General features: G+C 63.3%; 23 protein-coding genes and 3 tRNA genes. 11 read left to right on the forward strand and 15 right to left on the reverse strand.

Going from position 1 to position 24002, the window contains the following annotated elements; translation table 11 throughout:
• Window positions 1-36: 36 nt before the first annotated feature.
• The gene (cwsA, locus tag AWC12_RS11250; RefSeq protein WP_024445115.1) at window positions 37-471 is read left to right on the forward strand and encodes a cell wall synthesis protein CwsA; all 435 of its coding nucleotides are present in this window, start codon (window positions 37-39) and stop codon (window positions 469-471) included.
• 14 nt (window positions 472-485) lie between these two features.
• Window positions 486-1832 (forward strand): L-serine ammonia-lyase, encoded by a 1347-nt coding sequence (locus AWC12_RS11255; RefSeq protein ID WP_085174330.1) that lies wholly within the window; start codon window positions 486-488, stop codon window positions 1830-1832.
• 3 nt (window positions 1833-1835) lie between these two features.
• Here the strand turns inward: AWC12_RS11255 and AWC12_RS31070 are convergent, their stop codons facing one another.
• The 3 genes from AWC12_RS31070 to AWC12_RS11260 all read right to left on the reverse strand — a co-directional run bounded on the left by AWC12_RS31070 (window position 1836) and on the right by AWC12_RS11260 (window position 2622).
• Window positions 1836-2009 carry a hypothetical protein gene (locus AWC12_RS31070; protein WP_165762797.1) on the reverse strand — a complete coding sequence of 58 codons (174 nt, stop codon included), beginning with the start codon at window positions 2007-2009 and terminating at the stop codon, window positions 1836-1838.
• A gap of 94 nt (window positions 2010-2103) precedes the next feature.
• A tRNA-Ala gene (locus AWC12_RS31075) sits at window positions 2104-2171 on the reverse strand.
• A gap of 115 nt (window positions 2172-2286) precedes the next feature.
• On the reverse strand, window positions 2287-2622 hold the full coding sequence (locus tag AWC12_RS11260) for a hypothetical protein (RefSeq protein WP_085174332.1): 336 nt from the start codon (window positions 2620-2622) through the stop codon (window positions 2287-2289).
• A gap of 299 nt (window positions 2623-2921) precedes the next feature.
• On the opposite strand from AWC12_RS11260, the gene AWC12_RS11265 reads away from it, so the two are divergent.
• Window positions 2922-3302: an HIT family protein gene (locus tag AWC12_RS11265; RefSeq protein ID WP_165762798.1), complete on the forward strand. Its 381-nt coding sequence runs from the start codon at window positions 2922-2924 to the stop codon at window positions 3300-3302.
• Window positions 3303-3313: 11 nt separating this feature from the next.
• On the opposite strand, the gene AWC12_RS11270 is transcribed toward AWC12_RS11265, so the two are convergent.
• The 12 genes from AWC12_RS11270 to dnaA all read right to left on the reverse strand — a co-directional run bounded on the left by AWC12_RS11270 (window position 3314) and on the right by dnaA (window position 17964).
• Window positions 3314-4342, reverse strand: a complete 1029-nt coding sequence (locus AWC12_RS11270; protein ID WP_133057330.1) for a nucleotidyltransferase domain-containing protein — start codon at window positions 4340-4342, stop codon at window positions 3314-3316.
• A gap of 418 nt (window positions 4343-4760) precedes the next feature.
• Window positions 4761-4833 (reverse strand) — tRNA-Ala (locus tag AWC12_RS11275).
• The gene (locus AWC12_RS31890; protein ID WP_268743621.1) at window positions 4824-4949 is read right to left on the reverse strand and encodes a hypothetical protein; all 126 of its coding nucleotides are present in this window, start codon (window positions 4947-4949) and stop codon (window positions 4824-4826) included. Before AWC12_RS31890 ends, AWC12_RS11275 begins: the two co-directional genes overlap by 10 nt.
• A gap of 17 nt (window positions 4950-4966) precedes the next feature.
• Window positions 4967-5040: transfer RNA gene (locus tag AWC12_RS11280), tRNA-Ile, on the reverse strand.
• A gap of 70 nt (window positions 5041-5110) precedes the next feature.
• Window positions 5111-6055: a DUF3566 domain-containing protein gene (locus AWC12_RS11285; RefSeq protein ID WP_024445113.1), complete on the reverse strand. Its 945-nt coding sequence runs from the start codon at window positions 6053-6055 to the stop codon at window positions 5111-5113.
• Window positions 6056-9859: an intein-containing DNA gyrase subunit A gene (gyrA, locus tag AWC12_RS11290; RefSeq protein WP_085174337.1), complete on the reverse strand. Its 3804-nt coding sequence runs from the start codon at window positions 9857-9859 to the stop codon at window positions 6056-6058.
• 19 nt (window positions 9860-9878) lie between these two features.
• A complete protein-coding gene (gene gyrB / locus AWC12_RS11295) occupies window positions 9879-11900 on the reverse strand; it encodes a DNA topoisomerase (ATP-hydrolyzing) subunit B (RefSeq protein WP_024445111.1) in 2022 nt (673 codons plus the stop codon).
• A 211-nt stretch (window positions 11901-12111) separates the two neighbouring features.
• On the reverse strand, window positions 12112-12669 hold the full coding sequence (locus tag AWC12_RS11300; protein WP_024445110.1) for a DUF721 family protein: 558 nt from the start codon (window positions 12667-12669) through the stop codon (window positions 12112-12114).
• A complete protein-coding gene (recF, locus tag AWC12_RS11305; RefSeq protein WP_024445109.1) occupies window positions 12666-13826 on the reverse strand; it encodes a DNA replication/repair protein RecF in 1161 nt (386 codons plus the stop codon). Before recF ends, AWC12_RS11300 begins: the two co-directional genes overlap by 4 nt.
• Window positions 13827-13833: 7 nt before the next feature.
• The gene (gene gnd / locus AWC12_RS11310) at window positions 13834-14727 is read right to left on the reverse strand and encodes a phosphogluconate dehydrogenase (NAD(+)-dependent, decarboxylating) (RefSeq protein WP_024445108.1); all 894 of its coding nucleotides are present in this window, start codon (window positions 14725-14727) and stop codon (window positions 13834-13836) included.
• Between the two features lie 33 nt (window positions 14728-14760).
• Window positions 14761-15951 (reverse strand): DNA polymerase III subunit beta, encoded by a 1191-nt coding sequence (gene dnaN, locus AWC12_RS11315; protein WP_200864956.1) that lies wholly within the window; start codon window positions 15949-15951, stop codon window positions 14761-14763.
• 537 nt (window positions 15952-16488) lie between these two features.
• Window positions 16489-17964, reverse strand: a complete 1476-nt coding sequence (dnaA, locus tag AWC12_RS11320; RefSeq protein ID WP_024445106.1) for a chromosomal replication initiator protein DnaA — start codon at window positions 17962-17964, stop codon at window positions 16489-16491.
• A 598-nt stretch (window positions 17965-18562) separates the two neighbouring features.
• Here dnaA and rpmH point away from each other — a divergent pair.
• From rpmH to AWC12_RS11360, 8 genes are all read left to right on the forward strand, one after another.
• Complete coding sequence (gene rpmH, locus AWC12_RS11325) at window positions 18563-18706, forward strand: 50S ribosomal protein L34 (protein ID WP_003930923.1); 144 nt, start codon at window positions 18563-18565, stop codon at window positions 18704-18706.
• 19 nt (window positions 18707-18725) lie between these two features.
• Window positions 18726-19085, forward strand: a complete 360-nt coding sequence (gene rnpA / locus AWC12_RS11330; RefSeq protein WP_024445105.1) for a ribonuclease P protein component — start codon at window positions 18726-18728, stop codon at window positions 19083-19085.
• The gene (yidD, locus tag AWC12_RS11335) at window positions 19082-19411 is read left to right on the forward strand and encodes a membrane protein insertion efficiency factor YidD (RefSeq protein ID WP_081659932.1); all 330 of its coding nucleotides are present in this window, start codon (window positions 19082-19084) and stop codon (window positions 19409-19411) included. The genes rnpA and yidD overlap by 4 nt, the downstream gene beginning before the upstream one ends.
• Window positions 19412-19454: 43 nt before the next feature.
• Window positions 19455-20534 carry a membrane protein insertase YidC gene (gene yidC, locus AWC12_RS11340; protein ID WP_051226537.1) on the forward strand — a complete coding sequence of 360 codons (1080 nt, stop codon included), beginning with the start codon at window positions 19455-19457 and terminating at the stop codon, window positions 20532-20534.
• Window positions 20535-20568: 34 nt separating this feature from the next.
• Window positions 20569-21147, forward strand: coding sequence for a Jag family protein (locus AWC12_RS11345; protein WP_024445103.1), 579 nt, complete (start codon window positions 20569-20571; stop codon window positions 21145-21147).
• An 80-nt stretch (window positions 21148-21227) separates the two neighbouring features.
• Window positions 21228-21911 carry a 16S rRNA (guanine(527)-N(7))-methyltransferase RsmG gene (rsmG, locus tag AWC12_RS11350; protein ID WP_024445102.1) on the forward strand — a complete coding sequence of 228 codons (684 nt, stop codon included), beginning with the start codon at window positions 21228-21230 and terminating at the stop codon, window positions 21909-21911.
• Complete coding sequence (locus AWC12_RS11355) at window positions 21911-22843, forward strand: ParA family protein (RefSeq protein ID WP_024445101.1); 933 nt, start codon at window positions 21911-21913, stop codon at window positions 22841-22843. The genes rsmG and AWC12_RS11355 overlap by 1 nt, the downstream gene beginning before the upstream one ends.
• Before the next feature lie 43 nt (window positions 22844-22886).
• Window positions 22887-23882, forward strand: a complete 996-nt coding sequence (locus tag AWC12_RS11360; protein WP_024445100.1) for a ParB/RepB/Spo0J family partition protein — start codon at window positions 22887-22889, stop codon at window positions 23880-23882.
• Window positions 23883-24002 lie beyond the last annotated feature (120 nt).

Below are 24002 nucleotides of genomic sequence, written 5' to 3' on the forward strand. Positions count from 1 at the left end.
CTGGCATCGAGAACACACTGAAGAAAGAGGTGGGATATGAGCTCCAAGACCCGCGTGCGCCTGACCCCGAGTCAGCGGCTCGGCCGCGGCCTGAAGTATTCGACGGTCGGCCCGGTCGATGTCGGCCGGGGGGCGGTGGGTCTCGGAGTCGAGTCGGTGCGTACCTCGGCTTCCTGGGTCGGTGACCGCTACCGCCGCAGCAAGATCGCCCGGGAACTGAAGGCAGAGCTCGCGGCGGCCCAGCAGACCATCGCCTCCGAGGTAGCCGCCGCGCAGGAGGTCCTCGCGAATCTGCCTGAGGCACTGAGCAATGCGCGCAAGCCGCGACGCCGCGGCCGGCGACTGCTCTTTGTCGGTGTGGGTGTAGCAGTGCTCGCCGGGGGAGCGGTCACATTCTCGATTCTGCGCCGGTCCGCACAGCCCGAGCCCTCACCTCTGCCACCGAGCGTCGAAGTCGCGCCCAAGCCCTAGGAGGAAGCCCCGACATGACCGTCTCGGTGTTCGATCTTTTCTCGATCGGCATCGGCCCGTCGAGCTCACACACCGTGGGCCCGATGCGGGCGGCGCGTCGCTTCGTCGAACATCTGCGCCCCGACTCCGTCGCGCAGGTGCGCGTCGAGTTGTACGGATCGCTGGGAGCGACCGGCGCCGGCCACGGGACACCGGGCGCAGTCGTGCTCGGGCTCGAGGGGTCGGACCCAGAAACCGTCGATCCCGACGCCGCGCACGCCCGTATCGCCACGGTGGCCGCCGAGCGACGGCTGCAGCTCGCAGGTGTGCGCCCGATCGACTTCGATATGGCAACCGATATCGTTCTGTCGTTGCGGGCCATGGAGTTTCACAGCAACGGCATGGTGTTCACCGCGCTCGACGGCGACGGCGAAGTGCTGGCCCGACGGACGTACTACTCGGTGGGCGGCGGGTTCGTCGTCGACGAGGATGAGGCGTCCGGCGGCGCCCCTGTGGACGTCACCGTGCCCTACCCGTTCCGCACCGCGGCCGAGATGGTCGCGCTGGCAGTCGAAAACCATTGCAAGATAGCCGATCTCGTAGCGCTTAACGAGGAGGCGCTCGGCAACGGGCCGCGGCTGCGCGACGGTCTGCTCAGAATCTGGTCGGCGATGCGCGAGTGCGTCGACCGGGGACTGGCCGTCCAGGGCACGCTGCCGGGCAGCCTACATGTACGGCGCAGGGCTGCGGTGTTGGCGAAGGCGCTCGAGGCGAACCCGGCGGATCCGCTGTACGCGATGGACTGGGTGACGGTCTACGCGCTGGCGGTCAACGAGGAGAACGCTGCGGGCGGCCGCGTGGTGACGGCGCCGACCAATGGGGCCGCGGGCATCATTCCGGCTGTCCTGCACTATTTCTGGCGGTTCGTCCCGGGAGCTGACGAGGACGGCGTCGTCGAGTTCCTCTTGACGGCCGGGGCGATCGGGCAGCTGTTCAAAGCCAATGCGTCGATCTCCGGGGCTGAGGTGGGATGTCAGGGCGAGGTCGGATCGGCGTGCTCGATGGCCGCCGGCGCGCTCGCCGCGGTGCTCGGGGGATCGCCGGCCAAAGTGGAGAACGCCGCCGAGATCGGCATTGAGCACAACCTCGGCCTCACCTGTGACCCGGTGGGCGGGCTCGTGCAGATCCCGTGCATCGAACGCAACGCGATCGCGTCGGTGAAGGCGATCGCGGCGGCGCGAATGGCGCTCGCGGGTGACGGCACGCATCACGTCAGCCTCGACACCGCCATCAAAACCATGCGGGACACTGGCGCCGACATGGCAGACAAGTACAAGGAGACGTCGCGCGGGGGACTGGCCCTCAACGTCGTCGAGTGTTGACCTCTAGTCGTTGTCGGCCGTGACGCCTGGCAGCTTGCCCCCGCGGGCACCGATGGTCAGCGCGTAGGCGGTCGCCAGCTGCTGAAGCCCGGCGGTCGACGCGCTCGGGGTGGCCGCGCGGATCGCCTTCAGCAGCGCGTCCTTCGCGTCCTTCTCCAAGTCGGCAGATTCAGCCATCCAAGACCCTCCTCGTCGCTCGACGCCGCGTCGTCGCGGCACGTCAGGGGTCTACCCGAAGAGGGGTTGGGTGAATCCGCAGTGAATGTGGTTGTGGAGCCTAGGAGATTCGAACTCCTGACATCTGCCTTGCAAAGGCGAATCCTCATGCAGTTCGGAGGTTTTCATCTCGTCGGACGTGCTGAGAGACTTAACCAGGGTTGACAGCAGTTATCTGTACCTGTGGTCAAATTGTGGTCACTTGGTGGTCGGCAGGACTGTAGAAAATGCCGCTTCCCTAAGTTGCGAGTTCATCGGGCGACCAAGCCGCCGCCCGAAGTTCCTCAACAAGCGTGCGTGCTGCCTCCCAGGCGCTGGTCTCGCGGGCGCGGTACCGGTGCTTTTGTTGATCGGTCTTGTCTTCCACACGTACAAGGAGCCCACCGTTGCGGAGCTGAGTGAAAATTTCGTTGACCTGTTTGTCAGCCGCATCGCCGACCATCTTCGAAATCATCCGCGGATACACGTCCTGGGCGCCTTCTGCGAATGCTTCGGCGATGGCGGCCAGTACCTCCAGCTTGTGTTTGTTCCCAAGCAGTCCACGAGACACGCTTCGCAATGCCTCGTCGTCCACTATCACCTCGCTACGATGTACGTGTTACGTAATAAGTTCAATGTAACGAGTATGAGGCAAGCCGAAGGGAAGACGCCATCCCCTTTGGCTGTTACTTTTCGGAGGAACCGTTGACGACGACGACCTTTCGAACGTATGTTCGATAACATGGGCCTGGGGATCGTCGCGGGCAAGATGGGCTGGGGGAGAGCATGACGCACGCATGGGGACAGGCCGGCGAGAACGTTGGCGGTGGCCTCATCCGAACGGAACAGGGGCTTCCCGGTTGCTCGACGTGTGGCTTCACCCTGTGGACTCCCGTGGCCGCGCTGAGTGTATCGCAGGCTGGGCTATATAACGATGCTCGCTTCCCCGGGCGTCTGATCGTCAGCCTTAACGAGCATGTCGAGCACTTTGACCAGGCAGATCCGCACTTGTTGGCTTCGTTCATGTCTGACCTTCAAGAGGCGTCCCTGGTGCTGCGCAAGATGGCCAACGTCGAACGCGTCAATATCGCCATGCTTGGCAACAAGGCACCCCATCTGCATGCGCACGTAATCCCCCGACGAGTCGAAGACCACAACTACGGCCTTTCGCCGTGGGAAAACGCCGCACCGCATTCGAAACTAACGTCGGCGGATCAAACAATCTTTGTCGATTTGCTCAAGCATGGATTTGCCGAAGTGCGTCGGACTACATAGGCCGTTACCCGCTAAAGCAACAGGTAGTTGCGGGTCTTCTTTGCAACCTCAGGCCAGTCCAAGAACATGTATTCAAATGCTTCCTGCAGATCGCGTGCAGCGGCCCTGAGCTCGATGTAGCCGGGGTCATCTCGTCTTTTATCCCAAGGGATTTCCGCGAACTGCTGCCTCTTCTCGGCGCTGTCGGTGCGCTGTATGAACAGATCGATCGTCGAGAACACAGTGCGTACAGCGTCAAGAACGGCCCCTGGGGCACCCCGTGTCACCGCGGCTAGACGAGCCAGCGGCGGCGTTGCGTACAAATCCATGAGGTAGCTCTCCCACGGCTCCTCGTCGTCGCGGGGCGCAATTAAGGGAAGAATGGAACTGGCGATAAAATTTTTCCGGGTAGTTAAAAGTTTGAGGTAACGAAGGACGGCTTTGGGCTCCTGCCCGCCGACTGGCGCTTTTGCCTGATAGTCGACCGTTATTTGTCGCCAATAACGGAGCATGTCATTCAGAAGAAAGCGCGGGGGACTATCTCGGGGGACGTCGAATAAAGAGATATACCTCCCAAGCGTGCTGCCAACGATCTTTGAATGCAGCTCCTCATTCAGGAGGCTTATCGATTCTTGAATTATTTCCATTCTGATGGTGTGTGTTGAATTTGTGTCGCCTTCGAGCCCAACCTGGTTGATGATGTCAAAAACACCTATCGCCCTGCCGAACAACCCGCTCGTACCTGGCTGTTTCGTACCAGTTCCGTCGGCTGCAGCTTCCTCTGCGACGACCCGCTTGACCACTTCCAAGAGGGCTCGCGGTGCTCCAGGATCATGAATTCCATTGACAAGGACAAGGTAATCGACGTCACTCGCGGGGGTGTACTCCTGCCGAGCAAGCGAACCGAACGCCACGACATCCATGGCCCCGCCGGCGGAATCGAATCCGGACAGGGCAGTGCGCATTCGTTCCGCTGTGTTCTTCGAGCGGTGTATTGCTTCGGTCAAACCCGGAACAGAGCCCGCCAAGCCTAGCTCCGATATTGCCTCTGCAAGATCCACACTCGCCCCCTTTTACCCCGATTCAAGATTGCATTTATCCACGTGGTTATCAAGCGCCGATCCGGCCGTAGCGTGAACTCCGCCGGGTTACGGTGACGAGCAGCATGCAGAACCCCAAGCCGAAGGGTTTGAATTTCGTACAGACAGGCAGGCCCTATGCCTGCCTACGTGGCGACGGTGACGTCGTGGGGGTCCCCCCACCGTCGGTCAGCGTTGAGAGCCTCCTGGCAAAATGCCCTGCTGGTCTCGGTTGCTCACAGAAGATCGGCCGGGTGCATTATCGGCGGACGCTTACGTCTGGCCACCTTTCCGGCGGTGGCTTCGGTGGCAGTCTTGGCATCGTGGCAGGGCTTGCAGGCGGCCGCCTGAACACAAAGCAGGCCAGACAACATGGTTGTCTGGCCTGCTTGTTGGTCTGTGGAGCCTAGGAGATTCGAACTCCTGACATCTGCCTTGCAAAGGCAGCGCTCTACCAACTGAGCTAAGGCCCCTCGGGGGGAGGTGCGTCGGAAACTGTATGCCAGACCTCGGGTCCGTGCTGGGTTCGCCACACGGTCACCGCGGCGACGGCGGCGACACCCGCTGCGAGCAGAAGCACCAGCTTCATCGACATGTACCTTTCCGTGGGGCTAGGAGGACTCGAACCTCCGACCTCTTCGTTATCAGCGAAGCGCTCTAACCGCCTGAGCTATAGCCCCGTCAACCGCACGGGCCGAGCGACGAGATTACCGCACGCACAACCCGTTCCCAAACTCCGAAGCCGGGAGGTCAGTCCCGGTCGGCCAGAGTGACCTCGACACCGCCCACGAGGTCGGTGGTGAGGTTGTAGATGAACGCCCCGATCGTCGCCCCGGCAGTCATCAACACGATGTTCACCAAACCGATCAGCGCGGCGCCACCGAAGATGGTTCCACTGGATACCAGCTCGCCACCGGAGCTGCCACTGGCGCTGGTCAGCAGGTCACCGACGTTGCTGTTGAGCTTGGTCCAAACACCCATGCCGCCGAGCACCAGGTACAGGAACGCGACGGCGATCATCCACACGAAGAACAGCACGACCGACAGCAGCAGCGAAACCTTCAGCGTGCTCCACGGGTCGACACGGCGGATCTGCATGCTCGCCCGCACCGGACCTTTGTGCTGCTGGCGGGTGCCCACCTGCACGGCCCGGTTCCCGGCCGCAGGCGTGCCCTTGACGGGCGGTTTCGCCGGCGGCTCGGTCTGCGGTCGCTCCACCGGCTTGCGCTGCTGCTGCGGCGGGCGCGGGACCGGCCCGGAAAGATCAGGGATCTCGCTGGCATACGCGCCCGCCTGGTCGGGCCTGGCTGCGCTCTGGTCGGGCCTGGCGCCGACCTCGGGACGGTTGCCCTCGGTGCGGACGATGTCGGTGCGTTCGTTGCGTGGCGACGGCTCCGGGCGGGGCCCAGACTCCTTGCGGGGAGTCTGCTCGGTCTCGGGCGCTGGTGCCGAGCCGCCTGCCATGAAGCGATTCAGCCTGGCATCAAGACCGGCCGGACTATTGCCTCGCGATCCGTCCGGGCGCGGTGCTTCCTGCGTCGGTTGCTGCTGCCTGGCGCGTGCCGCCGGACCCCGCTGCCACGGGGGCAGGTCGCCGGGGTCGGCGGTGTGGGCCGCTCGTGAGCCGCCGTCGGGTCCGGCGCCACCGGATCCTTCACCCGCCCGCGCGGGTCCCGGCTCATTCGGTGAGCTCACCTACGACTCCTCACTCGATTCCTCGTTCTCTGCAGCAGCGTCGACATCGGTGTTGACCTCATCCGTGCTGTCGCCGGCTTCAGCGTTGCGTGCGATCGCGATCAGTGTGTCGCCCTCGCCCAGGTTCATCAACCGAACGCCCTTCGTCTGGCGTCCGGCCTTGCGTACCTGCCGGGCAGCCGTCCTGATGACACCGCCGCCCGAGGTGATGGCGTACAGCTCGGTGTCGTCGTCGACGATCAGCGCTCCGACCAGCGTGCCACGGCGCTTGTCGAATTGAATCGTCAGTACGCCCTTGCCGCCCCGGCCCTGTACGGGGTACTCCTCGATCGCAGTGCGCTTGGCATAGCCGCCAGATGTCGCAACCAGCAGATACGTGTCCTCGCGCACCACGTTGAGGGACAGCAGCGCGTCGTCGGCGTTGAAGCGCATGCCCTGCACGCCCGAGGTGGCGCGACCCATGGGGCGCAGCGCCTCGTCGGTCGCGGAGAAGCGGATCGACTGACCGTTCGCCGAAACCAGCAGCAGATCGTCCTCGGCGGAGCACAGCACCGCGCCGACGAGTTCGTCGCCGTCGCGCAGGTTGACCGCGACGATGCCGCCGGAGCGGTTGGAGTCGAAGTCCACGAGGCGGGACTTCTTCACCAGACCGTTGCGGGTCGCCAGCACCAGGTACGGCGCGTCCTCGTAGCCCTTGATCTGGATGACCTGGGCGATTCGTTCCTCGGGCTGGAAGGCCAACAGGTTCGCCACGTGCTGTCCGCGCGCCGTGCGGGACGCCTCGGGCAGGTCATAGGCCTTCGCCCGGTAGACGCGCCCCTGTGTGGTGAAGAACAGGATCCAGTCGTGGGTGGAACAGACGAAGAAGTGGTTGACGATGTCGTCCTGCTTGAGCCCGGCACCCTGGACGCCCTTCCCGCCGCGCTTTTGGCTGCGGTACAGGTCGGTCTTGGTGCGCTTGGCGTAGCCGGTCTCGGTGATCGTAACGACGACGTCCTCGCGTGCGATCAGATCTTCGTCGGCCACCTCACCGTCGGCGGCGATGATCCGGGTCCGCCGGTCGTCGCCGTACTTGTCGACGATCTCCTTGAGTTCGTCGTGCACGATCGCCCGCTGCCGTTCCGGCTTGGCGAGGATGTCCTCGAGGTCGGCGATCTCGGCTTCGATCTTGGCAAGGTCGTCGATGATGCGCTGACGCTCCAGGGCGGCGAGACGACGCAACTGCATGTCGAGGATCGCCTGGGCCTGGATCTCGTCGATGTCGAGCAACTCGATCAGGCCGCTGCGCGCGATCTCGACGGTTTGCGACGCCCGGATCAACGCGATCACTTCGTCGAGCGCGTCGAGGGCTTTCACCAGACCGCGCAGGATGTGAGCGCGTTCGTTGGCTTTGCGCAGACGGTAGGTGGTCCGCCGGATGATGACGTCGAGCTGATGGTTGACGTAGTGACGAATCAGCTGGTCGAGGCGCAACGTGCGCGGCACCCCGTCGACGATCGCCAACATGTTGGCGCCGAAGCTGGTCTGCAGCTGAGTGTGCTTGTAGAGGTTGTTCAGCACCACCTTGGCCACGGCGTCGCGCTTGATCTCGACGACGATCCGCAGCCCGACTCGGTCGCTGGACTGGTCCTCGATGTTCGAGATGCCGGTCAGCTTGCCGTCGCGGACCTGCTCGGCGATCGACGTGATGAAGTTGTCGTGGTTGACCTGGTACGGCAATTCGGTGATGACCAGCGAGGTGCGGCCGCGCGAATCTTCCTCGATCTCGACGACACCACGCATGCGGATGGACCCGCGCCCGGTGGTGTACGTGTCCGTAATCCCTTGGCCGCCAACGATCAGACCGTGGGTGGGGAAGTCCGGGCCCTTGACGCGCTCACAGACCGCCTCGAGCGTGGCCTCCTCGTCGGCCTCATGGTTGTCGAGGCACCAGTAGACGGCCTCCGCGAGCTCCCGCAGATTGTGCGGAGGCATGTTGGTGGCCATACCGACGGCGATGCCGCCCGAGCCGTTGGCGAGCAGGTTCGGGAAGCGGCTCGGCAGAACCGTCGGCTCCTGCACCCGGCCGTCGTAATTCGGGATGAAATCGACTGTCTCCTCGTCGATTTCACGCAGCATCTCCATAGCCAGGGGAGTGAGCCGCGCCTCTGTGTTGTGGCTGACGAATCCGTTCGTGATGAAGGAATGGTCATCAGTGTCCACGCGAAGGCTGTAGACGGGCCGCACGCCGGCTGCTGTCACCGAGCTGACGCTCGCGTAGTAGAAGCGGCCGTCGGTGAGTTCTGTCGCGATAGCACGCACATCGGGGTGGGCGATGTGGCTCAGGATCTCTTCACCGTCGCGCCGCCACCGCGACAGCCTGTCTATGTTGTGCTTGCGCAACCACTCCTTGTCAATCCAGCGACCGCCACTCTCCGAACGAATGAACGCAGCCAGGCCCGGAACTTGGTCCCCGTCAAGGCCCGCAGCCCGTTCCGGGAGAGCAGCCAGCAGACCGAGTAGTTTGCGCTGCTTGGCGCCTCCGAACCCAACCCGTGCGCTGAAATCTTCGGCGTGGGCTCGGTTTGTGATGACGACTTTGTGCTCTCCGGTTGCGTGCAGATATCGCCGGGAGATCACACCGAATTCCAGCAGCATTTGTTGGACGTCCTTTGCCAACTGACCGCTGCGCGTCGAATAGGAGACCTGGATCGTATTGCGTGGCAATGCCGAACATGAGCCGTCACCCTCGAAGAGGGCTTGGAGGAAGGCCCTCTTCACAGCGGCCGCCGAATTCCACAGCCAGTCAGGTACGGCCTTTGCGGCCGACCGCTGGCCAATGAGACCAGCCAGACGGCTTCGCCGTAACGCCGCAAGATTGTGGACATCCAACTCAAGCAAATTGGAGCCCGATGCGATCTGCCGTTCGTAGATGTAACACGTCCCGCCAACCACCGACTCGTAGGCGGCGGCAACCATGTTGAAGTAATCACGGTCAAGGTTGTTAAAACCTGCCCGAGTTTCGCTGACAAATCCTTCGCTGATGAACGCCCCGAGCAGCAGCGCCTCCATGACGTCGTGCCATTCCGCCGGTCCAAACTCAACCGGTGGTGTCCGCTGGAGAACGACGCGATCCTGAGGACGAATTTCTTCGATCAGTTTCCACAAGAGCGTCGGGACGCCGCCGACATCGACCAGACACAGAAGTGGGTGGTTCGCCGTACCCGTGACCTCAAAGCCCTCCGCAGTTCGCACCGTGAAGGTCTCGTGGGCGCCTGAGTGGAACAACACGTCGGCCAGCACGGGGTTGCCGTGCCTGTCGAGGACCTTGAGTTCAATTTGGTTGTCTGAGTTCGGTCTCGCGCTTTGAACTACGTCGCTGATGCGCACCGACTGGCCGAACGGCAATCGGACCATCGCATCACCGGTCACGCAGTACCTCATCGCGGCCGGCGGATCGTTACCCGGCGAGCCGAAGTTGCCCTGGCCGTCGACCAGCGGGTAGCGCAGCGACCACGGCTGGGCCATCCGGACCAAAGTGTCGTAGATCGACGAGTCGCCGTGCGGGTGATAGTTACCCATCGTCTCGGCAACGGAGCGCGCCGACTTTGCGTGCCCGCGGTCTGGCCGGAAGCCCGAGTCGAACATCGCGTAGAGCACGCGGCGGTGCACCGGCTTGAGACCATCGCGGACTTCGGGAAGTGCGCGGCCGACGATGACGCTCATGGCGTAATCGATGTAGCTGCGCTGCATCTCCTGCTGGATGTCGACCGGTTCGATCCGGTCGCCGGACTCCCCGGCCGGGGGCAACGTGGTATCAGTCATGAAGTTTTCCTATGCCTTACTAAACATCAAGGAAGCGAACGTCTTTGGCGTTGCGGGTGATGAAGCTGCGTCGTGCTTCGACGTCTTCACCCATCAGAATCGAGAACAGTTCGTCGGCGGCCGCGGCATCGTCGAGAGTGACCTGACGCAGCACCCGCACCGACGGGTCCATCGTGGTCTCCCACAGCTCCTTGGCGTCCATCTCACCGAGACCCTTGTAGCGCTGAATCCCGTCCTCGACGTTGATGCGCTTGCCCGCGGCCCGGCCGGCCTCGAGCAGACCGTCGCGCTCACGATCCGAATACGCGAACTCTGGCTCTGAGCGCTGCCACTTCAACTTGTACAGCGGCGGCTGCGCCAAGAAGATATGGCCGTTCTCCACAAGCGGTTTCATGAACCGGAAGAGCAGCGTCAGCAACAGCGTCGAGATGTGCTGGCCGTCCACGTCGGCGTCGGCCATCAGCACGATCTTGTGATACCGCAACTTCGAGATGTCGAACTCGTCGTGGATACCCGTGCCCAGCGCGGTGATGATCGCCTGTACTTCGGTGTTCTTCAGCACACGGTCGATGCGCGCCTTCTCGACGTTGATGATCTTGCCGCGCAACGGCAGGATCGCCTGGAACATCGAGTCGCGCCCGCTCTTGGCCGAACCACCGGCCGAGTCACCCTCCACCACATACAGTTCGGACTTGCTCGGGTCCGTCGAACGGCAGTCCGCGAGCTTGCCCGGCAGACCACCGATGTCCGTCGCACTCTTCCGCCGCACCAACTCGCGCGCCTTACGAGCCGCAATACGCGCTTGCGCTGACGAAACCGCCTTGTTGATCACTGTTTTGGCCTCGGCCGGGTTCGACTCGAACCAGTGTGTCATCTGCTCGTTGCAGATTTTCTGGACGAACGACTTCACCTCGGTGTTGCCGAGCTTGGTTTTGGTCTGGCCCTCGAACTGCGGTTGAGACACCTTCACCGAAATGACCGCTGCCAACCCTTCACGGATGTCGTCACCGGTGAGGTTCGGATCTTTCTCCTTGAGGAGCTTCTTGTCCTTGGCGTACTTGTTCACCACTGTCGTCAGTGCCGCACGGAAGCCTTCTTCATGCGTGCCACCCTCATGGGTGTTGATCGTGTTGGCGAACGTGTGCACCGACTCCGAATAACCCGCGTTCCACTGCATCGCGATCTCGACCTCGTGGCCTTCACCCTTGCCCTCGAAATCGATGACGCTGGGCTGGATCGGGCTCTTGGTCCGGTTGATGTGCTTGACGAAGTCGACCAGCCCGCCTGGGTAGTGGAATACCCGATGCTTGACCTTGTGTGAGGCCTCGGCGGCCTTCTCTTCGGCGGTTTTCGGTGCTTCGGCGTGGTCGCTCACCACGTCGTCGACGACGTCGGAGTCGGTGACCCGCTCGTCGGTGAGTTCGATGGTCAGCCCTTTGTTGAGGAATGCCATCTCCTGGAGACGCCGGGCAATGGTCTCGAAGTCGTAGACCGTGGTCTCGAAGATGTCGGGGTCGGCCCAGAACCGAATCGTCGTTCCCGACTTGGTGGTCTTCTCACCCTTGCGCAGGGTCCCGGGCACCGACCTGTCGTACGTCTGGAACCACTCGTAGCCGTCCTTGCGGATATCGGCCTCGAGGCGCGTCGACAACGCGTTCACCACCGAGACGCCGACGCCGTGCAGACCACCGGACACCTGATAGGCGCCCTCCTCGAACTTGCCGCCGGCGTGCAGCACCGTCATGACTACGTCGACTGTCGGAATTCCGGTCGCATGCATGGCGACCGGAATGCCGCGGCCGTCGTCGGTGACCTGAACGCCACCGTCTTGCAGGATTCGGACGTCGACGCGCGTCGCGAAACCCGCCATCGCCTCGTCGACCGCGTTGTCGACCACTTCCCAGATCAGGTGATGAAGACCGCGCTCACCGGTGGAACCGATGTACATGCCTGGCCGTTTGCGGACCGCCTCCAGTCCCTCGAGGACTTTGATCGAATCGGCGCCGTACTCGGCCGGCGCATTCTTCTTCTGGGCAGCCACGTTGGACGCGTCTCCTTGGTCTATGACAGGGGGTAGTCGGCGGAGGAGTCGACAGCCCCTCGCGGATCACCGACACAGTCTACCTATACCTACTGTCAGGACCCATTCTGCAACGGCGTTTCCAGATACCTAATCGCGCCGTGCGCGGAATTTCTCGAATGAAGCTAGGTCTTGACGGCGACGAAACGACCCCGTCGTGTCCTGGCGGCTCTCAGCCGTAGGTGTCTCGCGGGCCGCGGCCCGGCACGCTGCGGGGGCCTTTCCGCCAGGACGGACCCACCGGACCGACGATCTTCAACGACTTCACCACACCGTCCCCGACCGCCGCGGCGATCTTGGCGAGAATCTGTGCCTGCACCATCCGCAACTGGGTCGCCCACGCCGTCGATTCGGCGGAAATCGTCAGAACGCCTTCGTGCAGAGCTGTCGGTTCAGCGTGGGCCGCTATCTGGTCCCCGACGACCCCGCGCCACCTGCCGAAGACAGCGCCCTCGGCGACACGACCCGACCAACCGCGCGTTTTCGCCACCTCGTTGGTCAGAGATCCCAATAGCTGGGGATCACGGCTGTCCGGACCCGGGCCCGACCACCGCCGCCTACCGGAGCCTGCCACTCGCCGCTGTTCGGGCGCGTGCCTGCCGCGGCCGACATTCTTTCCCTGCTGACGGGCTGCGCCCCGAGCTTCCTCGAGGGTGCGGCGCACCAGGTCCATACCTTTGAGGCCCTCCAGATGAGGCGGTGGCCTCAATTCGTCGTCGTCATTCGTCATGACCGCACCACCGAAATCCGTCCCGAATCGCCGTCCTGCATGGAAATCTCGACGCGGGTTGCATCCCAGTCCACCGGAATGTCTTCGTGCACAGCGGCCGTCACCAAAACCTGCTCCGCCGATGCGGCGACCTGTGCCAGTGCCTGCCTGCGTGCGCTGTCCAGTTCTGCGAAGACGTCGTCGAGCAGCAACACCGGATCACTTCCTTCGGTACGCAACAGTTCGTAGGCCGCCAGCCGCAACGCCAGCGCCATCGACCACGACTCACCGTGACTGGCAAAACCTTTCGCCGGCTGATCACCCAGCTTCAGTTCGAGATCATCCCGGTGAGGGCCGACAAGACAGACCCCGCGCTCGAGTTCGGCGTCGCGACGGCGACTCAGGGAGTCCAGCAGTGCCGCCTCGAAGACATCCGGGTCGGAATTGCCGGCAGCGGCTTCTGCCTCGACTACGTCCACACCGCTGCGGTAACGGATCGAGGCTGCCCGCGACGCGGGTGCAAGTAATTGGTAGGCCTTCTCCACCTCAGGGGCGAGTTCGTTCACGAGTTCCACACGCGCAGCGATCAGTTCGGCGCCATGGCTGGCCAGGTGCCCGTCCCAGACATCCAATGTCTCGAGCGCACCGCGGTCGCCGCGGTACCTGGCACCGGACGCCGTCTTCAACAGGGCGGTGCGTTGACGGACGACTTTGTCGTAATCGGCCCGGATGCCTGCGATACGTGGTCGCCGCGTGGTGGCCAATTCGTCGAGATAGCGACGACGGTCGCCTGGATCTCCCCGCACGAGCGCCAGATCCTCGGGGGCGAACAGCACGGCGCGCAGCACCCCGAGAATTTCACGGGCCGACCTGACGGGGGAGCGGTTGAGTCGTGCCTTGTTCGCCCTTCCTGACGTGATGTCAAGATCGACGGCGAGCTCGCGACCTTCGTTCACCACTATTGTCGAGACCACGGCACGGTCGGCTCCGGCTCTGATCAGCGGCGCATCGGAGGCCACCCGATGCGATCCCAATGTTGCCGAATACCACAGCGCTTCAACGAGATTCGTTTTACCGAAGCCGTTGGGTCCTACGAACACCGTGCGTCCGGGGGCAAGCTCGAGCTCGACCCGGGACCATGACCGGAAGTCAGTCAGCGCAAGGTGTCGTACATGCACAGAGCAATCAGCCCGACTCGCTGATTCGCTTGACGGCGTGGCCGCCGAACTGGTTGCGCAGCGCTGCGACGGCTTTCATCGTCGGCGAATCGTCTTGCCGCGACAGGAAGCGGGCGAACAGGGACGCTGCGATTCCGGGAACAGGAACCCGTAGCCGGATCGCCTCCTCGACCGTCCACCGTCCTTCGCCGGAATCCTCTGTGTAGCCGCTGATCTCAGCCAGATTCGGATCCTCTTTGAGAGCCTTGGCGAGCAGTTGCTGCAGCCATGAACGCACCACGGTGCCATTGGTCCAGGCTTGATAGACCGCCTGCGGATCTTTCACGAGATCCTCCGCAGCCAGCAGCTCGTAGCCCTCTGCGTAGGCGGTCATCAACGCGTATTCGACGCCGTTGTGCACCATCTTCGCGAAATGACCGGCACCCACGGGGCCGGCGTGGACAAAGCCGTCTTCGCGCGGTCCTGGTGGGCGCAGCGTCTCGAAGATCGGCATGGCCCGAGCGACGTCGGTCTCACTCCCGCCGACCATCAAGCCGTAACCTTCCGTCAAACCCCAGATGCCGCCGGAGACACCCGCGTCGATGAACGCGATTCCCTTCTCCGCCAACAGTTTGGCGTGCCGGCCGTCTTCGGTGTAGCGCGAGTTGCCTCCGTCGATGACAAGGTCGCCCTCACCGAGCACCTCCGCCAGCGCTGAAATCGTGCTTTCGGTGACCGTGCCCGAGGGGACCATCACCCACACCACACGCGGTGACGGCAGCTTCTCGGCGAGCTCCTCCAGCGACGCCACATCCGAGACCTCGGGGCGCGGGTCGTAACCCACGACCTCATGTCCCCCCTCGCGCAGACGTTCGCGCATATTGAAACCCATTTTGCCGAGGCCGATCAGACCCAGCTGCATTGTCAGCGTCCCTTCGCCTGTCGATGCGACCGGTTAGCCAGGGAGGCGCACCGGCATCAACAGATAGACGTAATCGGTTTGTGCGGCCGGAAACGGGCCGCCGGCTGCGGCACTTCCATCATCCTCACCCGCGGGCCGCAATACCGCTGGGCGACTGGGCGTCGTGAAGCCGAATGTGACACGTTCGGCGTGTAACGACCCCAGACCGTCGGTCAGGTAGGTGGGATTGAACGCGATCGTCAGCGGATCACCCGAGAATTGCACGGGCAGGTCTTCCTCCGCGCGGCCGACGTCGTCGGCGCCGGCCGACAGGCGAAGCACGTCATCGGAAAATTCCATCCGCACCTGAGCGCCGCGATCTGCGACGAGAGCCACGCGCTTGATCGCTTCGGTGAGCTCGGCCACGCCGATGGTCGCGATCGCGGTGTGCTCGGTCGGAAGTAATTGACGGAATTTCGGGAACTCCGCGTCGAGCAGGCGGGTGGTGCTGCGCTTGCCCTTGCTGCGGATACCGAGCAGACCTTCCTTGCCCACACTGGGGCCCTGGCCCAGGGACAGATGAACCTCGGTTCCGTCGGTACCCGCCTTCGCGGCTTCGGCGAGTGTTTTCGCCGGAACCAGGACGGCAGCTTCGACGCCGGCCGCTCCTGTCGACCAGGTCAATTCCCGGACCGCAAGGCGAAAACGGTCGGTCGCCGCCAAAACCACCTTCTCACCGGAGATCTCGACTCGGATGCCGGTGAGCATGGGAAGGGTGTCGTCGCGGCCGGCGGCCACCGCGACCTGGCCGATGGCTTCGGCGAACAGGTCCGAAGACACCACGCCTGTCTCGTCGGGCAACGTCGGTAGCGTCGGGTAGTCCTCGACAGCCATCGTCGGCAGCGAGAATCGTGCGCTGCCGCAGGTCAGAGAAACCCGCGTGCCCTCCACGCTGACGTCGACAGGCTTGGCCGGTAGTGAGCGCACGATGTCGGACAGCAACCGACCTGACACGAGAACACTTCCGGGAGAAGCGATTTCAGCTGGAATCTGAACTTCGGCCGAGACTTCGTAGTCGAATCCGGAGATCGTCAGGCCTTCGTCTGACCCTGTGAGCAACACGCCGGCCAGGACGGGGACCGTCGGCCGGGACGGCAGGTTGCGTGCCACCCATGCGACAGCGTCGGCGAAGTCTTCGCGAGTAAGCCGGAATTTCAGATCCGACAGACCCGTCGTTGTCGCCACGTTCATAGCGTCCCTTCGATGCACTTCCAGCTAAAGAACAACAACCTGCAGAACGGCTGCCGCTGAACCACCGTAGAGCTTTCGGCCCCAACTTGAAAGCTAAACGACGGGGCTGACATGCGGTGAGGCCACGCCCTGTCGGACCGGCGAAGTACAACGTTCCCCAGGACCCTTCTTCTAGAAGAAAGTGAGAGAGATAAATGAGTATCAGTAATAGCGGTTGTGCAGATTGGGGATGAAGCGGGCTCATCGCAGGCCAGCGCGCCGCGCGCGATGTGGGCAGCTTGTGGATATCTGGTGGTCTCCTGAGGAGCAGTTGGGGATGGGTGCGCAGCTGGGGAGTGAACGACAACTGTGCGGGGAGTTGACCTCAGGTTATGCACAGGCCGTTGCACACCCCGTGGTGTGACTCGTGAGACGGCAGAGGCCAAAGATTTTCGAGGACCGGCGGCGATTCGGTTCGCGACACGCGGACGACACGCGCACAACAAACGAGGGGTGAAGAGCCGGTGAGGAGTGAGGAAAGCTGACCAGATATCAGCGCTTGGCGCGCTGACGAATGCGTGTGGTGAGTTCCTTGACGTGGTCGAAAACTTCACGCCGCTGTGCCATTTCGGCCCGGATCTTCTTCTCCGCGTACATGACCGTGGTGTGGTCGCGGCCGAACGCCTGGCCGATCTTGGGCAGGGAGAGGTCGGTGAGCTCGCGGCACAGATACATCGCGATCTGCCGGGACTGCGCCAGAGCGCGGGTCTTACCGGGTCCGCGAAGCTCCTCGACGCTGGTCTCGAAGTACTCGGCCGTGGCCGCCATGATCGCGGCCGTACTGATCTGCATGGTGGTGGCGTCGGAGATCAGGTCTCGCAGGACGATCTCCGCGAGTGACTTGTCGATCGACGTCTTGTTCAACGATGCGAACGCCGTGACACGGATCAGTGCGCCCTCGAGCTCGCGGATGTTGCGCTCGATCCTGCTCGCGATCAATTCGAGGACGTCATCGGGGACATCGAGGCGGTCCATCTGAGCCTTCTTGCGCAGAATCGCAATTCGAGTCTCCAGCTCGGGAGGCTGGACATCGGTGATGAGCCCCCACTCGAACCGTGTCCGCAGACGATCCTCGAGGGTGGCCAACTGTTTCGGCGGCCGGTCCGACGAGATGACGATCTGCTTGTTCGCGTTGTGCAGCGTGTTGAAGGTGTGGAAGAACTCTTCCTGGATGCCGTCTTTGCCTTCGATGAACTGGATGTCATCGACCAGCAGCACATCGATGTCGCGGTAGGTGCGCTTGAACGACGCGCGGCGATCGTCACGCAGCGAGTTGATGAAGTCGTTCGTGAATTCCTCGGTGGAGACGTATTTCACGCGCATACCGGGAAACAGGCGCTGAGCGTAGTTGCCCGCGGCGTGCAGCAGATGCGTCTTTCCCAGGCCGGACTCCCCCCAGATGAAGAGTGGGTTGTACGCGCGGGCCGGAGCCTCGGCGATCGCCAGGGTTGCTGCATGAGCGAACCGGTTGGACGCACCGATGACGAAGGTATCGAACGTGTACCGCCGGTTTAGGGTGAGCGACGCGCTGTCGTCCTCGGTCTTGGCGCGGTTGAAGTATGTGGGCCAACTTTCCTCGGCACTGGCCCTGGCGGCGAGGTCGTCGTCGACGTCGTCGTCGTCCGATTCGGCAACCAGCGTCGAGACCGGTCCGGCCGGGGCCACGTCGTCGGCACCGTCCGAGACGGGGTCGGCGATGCGGACGCCGAGCTCCACGCGCTGGCCGAGTTGCCGGCTCAGGGCCGCGACGATCGGTTCGCGGAGATGACGTTCGATCTCGTTCTGGACGAACGGCGTCGGCACCGACAGAAGCGCGAAGCCTTCGGTGATGACGAGTGGGCGGACCAGCTTGAGCCAGGCGCGCTGCTGCGGCGTCAACGATCCGTTGCCCGGACCGCCCGCGCCATTGAGTTCGGTGACTACGTTGTTCCAGATCGCCACGAAGGGTGGATCGGGGTCAGTTGTCAACGACACTTACCCCCTTGCGGTCCCTGCAGGGACAGCCAATAGAACGAAGACGATCTGTCCACAAAGTTATCCACAGGTTGTGGAAAGAGAACACTCGTCGCCGTTCGGTTGTCTACCGGCGAGGACGCCTCGTTGCCGGAGCTCATCACGTTCAATCAGTGGGCTCGCGACGAAGTGTGGGCGTCCTCGCTTCGTTGTCTTGCGCCGATCCGGCGTGGAATCGGCATTGCCAGAAGCTAACAGTTTTCTCTCCGAGTGCCAACAGTTCTGCAACATTGAAAGGAAGCGAAATCAGGTCTGGCTCAATCGTTCCAGATGAACGTGACGGCTGTGATTGGTGTGATGCTTCTGACGGGGTGTTCTGGCACCTTGGGCGGCAGGTCAAGGCCGGGGGAGCAGGTTTGACCCAGCGAATTCTCGTCAGTACCCTCGAACAGTCGCCCGCACGTGGCGATACGGCTGCGACCGGCCCCGGCCGGGGACCGCGCCGGCTGCTTTGCGAGACCGATCGAGCTTAACAACGGCCGACCGTGTCGGACTGCCATGGACATCATGGGAGTGTCGGCGCGGGGGCCAAACCCAACAAGGAGTGACTGTCGTGGCCAAGGGCAAGCGGACCTTCCAGCCCAACAACCGTCGCCGCGCGAAGGTGCACGGATTCCGGTTGCGGATGCGTACCCGCGCCGGCCGTGCGATCGTGACGGCCCGGCGCGCTAAGGGCCGTCGTTCACTGACTGCGTGACGCGGTCAGGTCTGACGCGGTGCTTCCGGCACAACACCGGATGACGCGGTCGGCCGAGTTCGGTGCCACAGTCAGTCGAGGGAAGCGGGCAGCACAGCCCGACATTGTCGTATACACCTTGCGATCTGATCAGGCCGGCGAACCCGGACCCAGGATCGGCCTGATTGTTTCCAAAGCAGTCGGTAACGCCGTTGCGCGCCACAAGGTGTCGCGAAGGTTGCGGCACGCCGCTCGCGCGATCCTCGATGACCTCGACCCTGCCGAACAGGTGGTCATCCGTGCTCTCCCGCCCAGTCGCGATGCGATCTCCCCGCGGCTGGAGCAGGAACTGCGCACTGCGCTACAGCGCATCAGAATCCGAAATGGCTCACCCTCGTGACTGCTCGTTCATGGGCGGTCCGCACCGTGGTGTCGGCCATTCAGCTCTATCGCCACACGATCTCTCCGCTGCGACTGCCCACATGTCGGTTCACTCCGACGTGTAGCCAGTACGCCGTCGATGCTTTGAGCGAGTTCGGACTCATCCGGGGCGGTTGGCTTGCCCTGGTCCGTCTGCTCAAATGCGGTCCATGGCATAACGGAGGGTGGGATCCGATACCCGACCGCGAAAGTCACAGTGACGCAACGACGGAGTGCGCTGGTGACGTAACCCAACACCGGCTCAGCCCGGTACAGCAAGGGAAGAGTCAGACGAGTGTCGTTTAATTGGTTCAGCCTCGACATCATCTATTACCCGGTGTCGGCGATCATGTGGGTTTGGTACAAGGCATTCGCCTTCCTACTCGGACCCACCAACTTCTTCGCGTGGGCGTTGTCGGTGATGTTCCTCGTGTTCACCCTGCGCGCGATCCTCTACAAGCCGTTCGTCCGGCAGATTCGGACCACGCGGCAGATGCAGGAGTTGCAGCCACAGATCAAGGCGCTGCAGAAGAAGTACGGCAAGGACCGCCAACGCATGGCGTTGGAAATGCAGAAGCTGCAGCGCGAACACGGCTTCAACCCAATCCTCGGCTGCCTGCCGATGCTTGCGCAGATCCCGGTCTTCCTCGGTCTCTATCACGTGCTGATGTCCTTCAACCGGACTCAGACCGGGATCGGCCGCCTGGGTCTGTCGGTTGAAGAGAACCGCATGCTGCCGAACTATCTCTTCAGCGCGACGGATGTTCAGCACTTCCTCGATGCGAACCTCTTCGGCGCCCCGCTGGGCGCGACGATGATCCAGCAGCACGGTCTTGACGCCTTCACCGAGTTCAATCGAACCTCGGTGATCCTCGTCGGCGTACCCATCATGATAGCCGCGGGCATCGCAACGTACTTCAACAGCCGCGCCTCGGTGGCGCGCCAAAGTCCTGAAGCGGCGGCGAATCCGCAGACCGCCATGATGAACAAACTTGCGCTGTACGTCTTCCCACTCGGCGTCGTGGTCGGTGGTCCGTTCCTGCCGCTCGCGATCATCCTGTACTGGTTCGCGAACAACATCTGGACCTTTGGTCAGCAGCACTACGTGTTCGGAAAGATCGAGAAGGAAGAAGAGCAGAAGAAGCAAGAGGCGATCGAGCGGCGTTCCCAGAACGCGCCGGCGCCAGGAGCCAAGCCCAGTCGGAAGAAGAAGACGGCGACGGAGGCGGGTGCGGATGGCTCAGGCAAGGAGATCGCCGAACCTTCTGACGGCGTGAGTGTGGACGAGACAGGCGACGGCACGGTGGGGACGAAGCCGACCGCCCAGGGCGGGGCGACGACTCAGGGCCCTGCCAAATCCGCGGCGCAGAACGGGGCGACGAATCGCACCCCGAAACCTGGCGCGCGACCCAAGAAACGAAAGCGTTGACGCGCGGGTGACCGCGAAAAAGGAGAGGTGAGCAATGACTGATCTAGACCACGAGACCAACGGGGTCGCTGCCGAGCCGGCCGAGGTACTGACAGCCAACGAGGATGCCGAGGGTTCCGAGAACGGCAGCGAGGGATCTACCGACGACCTCGAAGAGAGGTTGGTCGCCGAGGGAGAAATCGCCGGCGACTACCTCGAAGAGCTGTTGGACCTCCTGGACTTCGACGGCGACATCGATCTGGATGTGGAAGGTGACCGCGCCATCGTGAGCATCGACGGCGGCGGGGATCTGACGAAGTTGGTGGGTCGCAAGGGCGAGGTGCTGGATGCGCTTCAGGAGCTGACTCGGCTGGCCGTGCACCAGAAGACGGGGGAGCGGAGTCGGCTGATGCTGGACATCGCCCAGTGGCGCAAGCGCCGCCGAGACGAGCTGGCTGCCCTCGGGGAGAAGGTTGCCCAGCGCGTGCTGCAGAGCGGCGAACGCGAAGAGTTGTCGCCGATGACGCCGTTCGAGCGGAAGATCGTGCACGACGCGGTCGCAGGCATCGTTGGTGTCCACAGTGAGAGCGAGGGCGTGGAGCCGTCTCGCCGCGTGGTCGTCCTCGTCGACTGAGAGTTACATCGCTGTAGTTCTCCGTCGCTTGACGGGAATGGTTGGGTGGTTACGCCGCGAAGAACCGGAGGATGTTTCACGTGAAACATGCGGACGTACCACCGCCGCCCCCGTCTGCTGTTGAACTCTTTGGACCGGCGCTCGATGCCGCAAAGCGCTACGCAGAGATCTTGGCGGGCGCCGGCGTCGAGCGAGGTCTTCTTGGTCCTCGTGAAGTCGACCGACTGTGGGACCGCCACATCCTGAACTGTGCGGTGGTCGGCGAGCTTCTCGGATCCGGGGAGCGAGTGGCGGACATCGGCAGCGGAGCGGGACTGCCCGGGATACCGTTGGCTCTCGCCCGACCCGACGTTCATAGCACGCTCATCGAGCCGCTTCTTCGCCGAAGTGACTTTCTTCGCGAAACCATCGAGGAACTCGGAATCGATTGCGTGGTGGTACGCGGGCGTGCCGAGGATCGAACGGTTCGCGACGAAGTGGGGGCTGCTGACGTGGTCGTGTCACGTGCAGTGGCTTCGCTGGACAAGCTGACCAAGTGGAGCGCACCTCTGCTGCGCCCCGGCGGACGGATGCTCGCGATCAAAGGTGAGCGCGCCGAGGACGAGGTGCAGGAGCACGGTCGTGCGATGGCGGCGCTGGGGATGTTCGATGTGAAGGTGGAGAGATGTGGCGGTCGATTCGTGGATCCGCCCGCGACGGTGGTCGTAGGGTTTCAGGGAACGGTGTCAGGAAAGCACCCTCGGTCGGGAAGGAAGCAGCACTGATGTCAGGCCCGAACGATGCGGGGGTTGCCGATGTTTCACGTGAAACGTGGAACGCGCAAGACGTCGATACGCCAATCGGAGCGGAAGCAGAGCGCGCGGTCCGGCTGATGCAAGCCGCCGTTCAGGGGCAGTTGCCACGGCCGAAGAAGCAGCGCGTCTTCACCATCGCCAATCAGAAGGGCGGCGTGGGTAAGACGACCACCGCCGTGAACATCGCGGCCGCACTTGCGCTACAGGGGCTGCGCACTCTCGTAATCGACCTCGATCCCCAGGGCAATGCCAGCACCGCGCTCGGGATTGAGCATCGGCCAGGCACCCCGTCGTCATACGAGGTGTTGATCGGCGACATCAATGTCGAGACCGCGCTGCAGCGCAGCCCGCACAGCGAGCGGCTCTACTGCATCCCGGCGACCATCGACCTGGCCGGAGCCGAGATCGAACTGGTCAGCATGGTGGCGCGGGAAGGGCGTTTGCGGACCGCGCTTGCTGAACTGAAGCACTACGACTTCGACTACGTTTTCATCGACTGTCCGCCGTCGTTGGGCCTGTTGACCATCAACGCGCTCGTCGCGGCCCCTGAGGTCTTGATTCCGATCCAGTGTGAGTACTACGCCCTGGAAGGCGTGGGCCAGCTGCTGCGCAACATCGAGATGGTCAAGGCGCACCTCAACCCGGAACTCGACGTCACAACCGTCGTCCTCACGATGTACGACGGACGAACGAAGCTCGCCGATCAGGTCGCGATGGATGTGCGGGCACACTTCGGCGACAAGGTGCTCCGCACGGTGATCCCGCGCAGCGTCAAGGTGTCCGAAGCACCGGGATACGGAATGACGATCATCGACTACGACCCCGGCTCACGCGGAGCGATGAGCTATCTCGATGCCAGCCGCGAACTTGCTCTGCGCGGTGGGCAGGGTCAGGACCGATGAGAAACCGAGCAATTTGGGCACTGGGCGAAGGAGAACGGGATTGATGAGCAAGCAGGCGGGCAAGCGCAGCGGCCTCGGGCGTGGACTCGCATCCCTCATTCCGACGGGCCCGGTCGAGGGTGACGAACCCGCCACCTTGGGACCCAAGATGGGTGGGGCGGCAGCCGACGTACTGCTCGGTGGCGCCCCGGTGCCCGCGGGCTTGACGGACACCAATCCAGTAGGCGCGGTGTACCGCGAGATCGCCCCGTCGCAGATTGACCCGAACCCACGGCAGCCTCGTCAGGTCTTCGACGAGGAAGCACTGGCGGAGCTGGTGCACTCGATCAAAGAGTTCGGCCTGATGCAGCCGATCGTCGTGCGGGCGACCCCGGCCGACGATGCGAGTCCTCGATACCAGCTCGTCATGGGGGAGCGGCGCTGGCGCGCGGCGCAAGAAGCCGGACTCGCGACCATTCCGGCGATCGTTCGCGAAACGACCGATGACAGCATGCTGCGCGACGCACTGCTGGAGAACATCCACCGCGCACAGCTCAACCCCTTGGAAGAGGCCGCGGCGTATCAGCAGCTGCTCGAGGAGTTCAACGTCACCCACGAGGAGCTCGCGTCCCGCATCGGCCGGTCCCGCCCGCTGATCACCAATATGATCCGCTTGCTCCGGCTGCCGATCGCGGTTCAGCGACGCGTCGCAGCCGGCGTGCTGTCCGCTGGGCACGCGCGCGCACTTTTGTCGCTGGAGGCTGGCCCGGAGCTCCAGGAGGAGCTTGCCGCACGCATCGTGGCTGAGGGGTTGTCGGTCCGCGCTACCGAAGAGGCCGTCACTCTGGCCAACCGCAACGGCGGCACGCCGCCCGCGGCGCCGCGGCGCAAGCCGATTCAGATGCCGGGTCTTCAAGACGTTGCCGAGCAGCTGTCGACGGCGTTCGACACCCGGGTGACGGTGACGTTGGGCAAGCGCAAAGGCAAGATCGTCGTCGAGTTCGGCTCGGTGGACGATTTGCAGCGAATTGTGGAGATGATGAACGCCTCCAAGCCATGACCGGTCACACCGGCGAATTACGTCACTGTGACACACCGGCCCGGCGCTTGGCCGCGGCGCCGGCCAGTTCACGGAATTACTTTCTGCGCCAAGTGAATTGGAACGAAATCCCAACCAAAG

This window comes from Mycolicibacterium iranicum (assembly GCF_002101705.1).
Lineage (GTDB): Bacteria > Actinomycetota > Actinomycetes > Mycobacteriales > Mycobacteriaceae > Mycobacterium > Mycobacterium iranicum.

Coding starts and splice junctions, on each gene's coding strand:
- cwsA (WP_024445115.1), top strand. CDS start 37: ATGAGCTCCAAGACCCGCGTGCGCCTGACCCCGAGTCAGCGGCTCGGC.
- AWC12_RS11255 (WP_085174330.1), top strand. CDS start 486: ATGACCGTCTCGGTGTTCGATCTTTTCTCGATCGGCATCGGCCCGTCG.
- AWC12_RS31070 (WP_165762797.1), bottom strand. CDS start 2,009: ATGGCTGAATCTGCCGACTTGGAGAAGGACGCGAAGGACGCGCTGCTG.
- AWC12_RS31890 (WP_268743621.1), bottom strand. CDS start 4,949: ATGAAGCTGGTGCTTCTGCTCGCAGCGGGTGTCGCCGCCGTCGCCGCG.
- gyrA (WP_085174337.1), bottom strand. CDS start 9,859: ATGACTGATACCACGTTGCCCCCGGCCGGGGAGTCCGGCGACCGGATC.
- AWC12_RS11300 (WP_024445110.1), bottom strand. CDS start 12,669: ATGACGAATGACGACGACGAATTGAGGCCACCGCCTCATCTGGAGGGC.
- gnd (WP_024445108.1), bottom strand. CDS start 14,727: ATGCAGCTGGGTCTGATCGGCCTCGGCAAAATGGGTTTCAATATGCGC.
- yidC (WP_051226537.1), top strand. CDS start 19,455: ATGTGGGTTTGGTACAAGGCATTCGCCTTCCTACTCGGACCCACCAAC.
- AWC12_RS11345 (WP_024445103.1), top strand. CDS start 20,569: ATGACTGATCTAGACCACGAGACCAACGGGGTCGCTGCCGAGCCGGCC.
- AWC12_RS11355 (WP_024445101.1), top strand. CDS start 21,911: ATGTCAGGCCCGAACGATGCGGGGGTTGCCGATGTTTCACGTGAAACG.
- AWC12_RS11360 (WP_024445100.1), top strand. CDS start 22,887: ATGAGCAAGCAGGCGGGCAAGCGCAGCGGCCTCGGGCGTGGACTCGCA.